This window comes from Argonema antarcticum A004/B2, assembly GCF_023333585.1.
GTDB lineage: Bacteria > Cyanobacteriota > Cyanobacteriia > Cyanobacteriales > Aerosakkonemataceae > Argonema > Argonema antarcticum.
Map to the genome: position 1 here is coordinate 1 of NZ_JAIQZN010000200.1, position 3,476 is coordinate 3,476.

Annotated in this window: 2 protein-coding genes; one reads left to right on the plus strand and one right to left on the minus strand. The window is 46.4% G+C overall.

Going from position 1 to position 3,476, the window contains the following annotated elements; genetic code table 11:
* Positions 1-76 precede the first annotated feature (76 nt).
* Positions 77-460 (minus strand): LapA family protein, encoded by a 384-nt coding sequence (locus LAY57_RS35130; protein ID WP_275994533.1) that lies wholly within the window; start codon positions 458-460, stop codon positions 77-79.
* A gap of 349 nt (positions 461-809) precedes the next feature.
* Here LAY57_RS35130 and LAY57_RS35135 point away from each other — a divergent pair, with 349 nt between their 5' ends.
* A complete protein-coding gene (locus tag LAY57_RS35135) occupies positions 810-3,374 on the plus strand; it encodes a putative PEP-binding protein (protein ID WP_249072045.1) in 2,565 nt (854 codons plus the stop codon).
* The last annotated feature ends 102 nt before the right edge of the window (positions 3,375-3,476 follow it).

Consider the following 3,476-nt stretch of genomic DNA (forward strand, 5'->3'; position numbering starts at 1 on the left):
AGTGGTAAAAATCAAGATTTCCAGAGCAATCATTGGCAATTTTTAGTGGTGAGTTATTTCCGCCATCCTGCACTAGCTAACTTTTAGCCAAAGCTTGTATTGCTTGTGCCTTTTGAGGCGCGGATTCCGAGCCCGCTGGCAGTTGCGGATCGTTTTCGGAAATTTCTACTTTGTATTGTTCCAAATCTTTTTCCAGCTTTTGAATTCGGCTATCTTTCTCGCGTATTTGACGGATTTGCTTGCGGGACTCCAGCAGTCGCAGCATCCGAAACCAGACACTAAACATTCCGGCGAGGATGGCTCCTAGCCCCATTGCTACAATCAGTTCAATGCACAAAGGTGCTTGTAAGTCAACCCCCTTGATAACTTTAATAACGGCTGGTTCGGTATTTTCTAAGCTAAATAGAACGAGAGCTAAGCAACTCACAAAAATAATCAAAAAATTAACTGCTCGGATCATCGCACTGCTTCTCCTTTATGTCCCATAACGCTTGCCTAATTTTAGTCCTGTCGCTTTAACTGCTGGGATCTGGCTACAACCATTATCCGCTCGGTCTTCCAATTATTTTGTACTATACTTCGCAAGTAGCACTAACGGAAGTGGCGAAGCATTCCGTACCAGATCTTTGGGTTGAACCAACAAATTATCCCCGTCAGGCGTTCGCCCCTACAGGATAAAAAAGCTTTGTCTGTGACCGCGAACAGTATACCTAGCCGAAAATCAGATTACTCTCCGTTAAGCAATCTAAAGAAAAGAGAAAATAAATGTTAAGAAAATAGAAAAGCTCCTCCAATAGTTGTACTTGTCTGTGGATAAATTTCTGTGGCTAGATCAGATTCAAAAAAGCGATCGCTCGCAAGTCGGCGAAAAGGCGTTTTACTTAAGCCACTTGGCCCAGAGGGGTTATCCTGTAATCCCCGGTTTTGCGATCGAGGCACAAGCACTGCGCGAATTTCTAGAAAGTATCCACTGGTTAGACCCGCTGTTTGCCGACCTGCCTAATTCTTCGCTGCATCTTGATGTTGATAATCCCCGACAGTTGCAGCTAGTGGCTAGGGCTATCCGTCAAGAGATCGCCGCAGCTGCCCTACCAGCTAAGTGGCTAGAGACACTAGCATCTATTTCAGAGCATCTAAAAGCACCAGCGCTCATTCTGCGCCCCTCCCTGGCGCTACCATCCCCAACAGGGATAGATCGCGACCTGAAGATTTCTGGACTGCTGGATGCCCATGTTTGCTTTAGCAGCCCGGATGCACTAGCCGCCGCCGTCAAGCGAGTCTGGGCTGAGGTATTTAGAGCCAGAAGCCTGCTGTTCTGGCGGCGTAATGGTATTCAACTCCAGCAGATTAACGTGGCTATCTTAGTGCAACCGCTCCACAACAGCGTAGCAGCCGGTGTATTGCAAGCCAACTCCAACTTATGGGAAATTAAAGCAACCTGCGGGCTGGGAATAGCTTTGGTAAAAGGAGAAGTCCTACCAGACTACTACCAGGTGCAGCCAGAAAGCGGTGCTGTGCTAATGCGAAAGCTAGGTGTAAAAACGATCGCTTATAACCTAGAAGAACATAAATCCTGGCAGCGGATTGAGACTAAAAACAGGATAAATTTACCCCTACAAACATATCTATTGAGCGAGGAACAACAAAAACAGTACGCTTTAGAAGAACAGTACCTCCAAGAATTGATTCAGCTAGCCCAGCAGTTTAAGGCTGAAATAGGTTCGGCTTTTACTTTGGAGTGGACGCTTACAGCCAAGGCGTCAGAAAGTACAGCAGATAGACTGTATCTTACGAAAATCCGCACCGATCGAGAAATGGAGAACAAAGCAACTTCAAAGCAGGCGAGTAGGAAAGCAGAGGAAAATCAAACTATTCAACTCAAAACTCCTGGGCCTTCAATCCCTCACTTGTTCAGGGGAATAGGGGCAGCTGGGGGACGAGCGGTCGCACTAGCCCAAGTAATTATCGAGCCTAGCGAGAACCCAGAAACTATTCCCACTGGCAAAATATTAGTAGTCAAAAGCTTTCACCCCGATTGGCTACCCCTCCTCAAACAAGCAGCTGGCGTCATAGCCGAACAGGGAGGAATGACTTGTCATGCGGGAATTGTGGCGAGAGAACTGGGAATTCCAGCTGTAGTCGGTGTCAGGAATGCCACTCAGAGTATTCAGTCTGACGAGTTGGTGATGGTGGATGGGGATCGAGGCGAAATATATTTGCTCCGAGAACAGGAAATGGCAAATCAGGAATTTGTTAGTACAGGGGATAGGTTATTGAGTATGGGACACGGACAAGAAGAACAATCTTCAATTTCCAATACTCAAGATCCAATTCCGGCGTTGTGGCGGAATACTACAGCTTCACCCAATGCAGAATTGCCTCTAGCGCATACGCAACATCCAATTGCTAATGCCCAATTGCCAACTACCAATATTCAATACCCGATCGTAGCCACTCAACTACTGGTCAACCTAAGTCAGCCCAGTGCTATTAAGCGTGCAGCCAGCTTACCAGTAGATGGGGTGGGATTATTGCGATCGGAACTAATGATGCTGGAAGTTCTGGAGGGACAACACCCCAGTCGGTGGGTGACTATGGGACAAAGACAAGAGTTGATCGAACTACTTGCCCAAGCTGTCTCTCAGTTTGCCAGTGCCTTTGCACCCCGCCCGGTTTTTTATCGCTCATTGGATTGGCGATCGCACGAATTTCAATCTCTAGCGCCACTCTTGCCCACAGAAGTCAATCCAATGCTGGGTATGCGGGGGACATTTAGCTATGTGCAAGATCCTACTTTATTCGATCTAGAATTAGCAGCGCTACATCGGGTTTACGAATCAGGCTACACCAATATCAACTTACTTTTGCCGTTTGTTCGCACAGTCGAAGAGTTCTCTTTCTGCAAGAACCGCGTTGAACAAGCTGGTTTGCTACACAAATCCCATTTCCAACTTTGGATTATGGCAGAAGTTCCTTCTATCCTGTTTTTGCTGCCTGATTATATTAAAGCAGGGTGTATGGGAATTTCTATTGGTACTAACGATCTAACCCAATTGCTTTTGGGAGTCGATCGCGATCGCTCTGAGATGGCTATAGCATTTGACGAACGCCATCCAGCAGTGATGAAAGCTATATTTCAGTTGATCCTTATGGCGAAAGAGGCAGGCATTCCTTGCTCAATTTGCGGTCAAGCGCCTGCCCAGTATCCCGAAGTGATCGATCGCCTCGTAGAATGGGGCATCACATCAATTTCTGTCAGTTTGGATGCGGTTGAGCGTACTTATAGTGCGATCGCTCGTGCCGAACAACGCTTGCTTGTTGAAGGGGCTAGGGGCTATAAAAGTCAAAAGTCAAAAGTCAAAAGTCAAAAGTAAAGAAGGGATTGGGGGCTAGGGGCTATAAAAGTCAAAAGTCAAAAGTCAAAAGTCAAAAGTCAAAAGTCAAAAGTCAAAAGTCAAAAGTCAAAAGTCAAAAGT

Coding starts and splice junctions, on each gene's coding strand:
- LAY57_RS35130 (WP_275994533.1), bottom strand. CDS start 460: ATGATCCGAGCAGTTAATTTTTTGATTATTTTTGTGAGTTGCTTAGCT.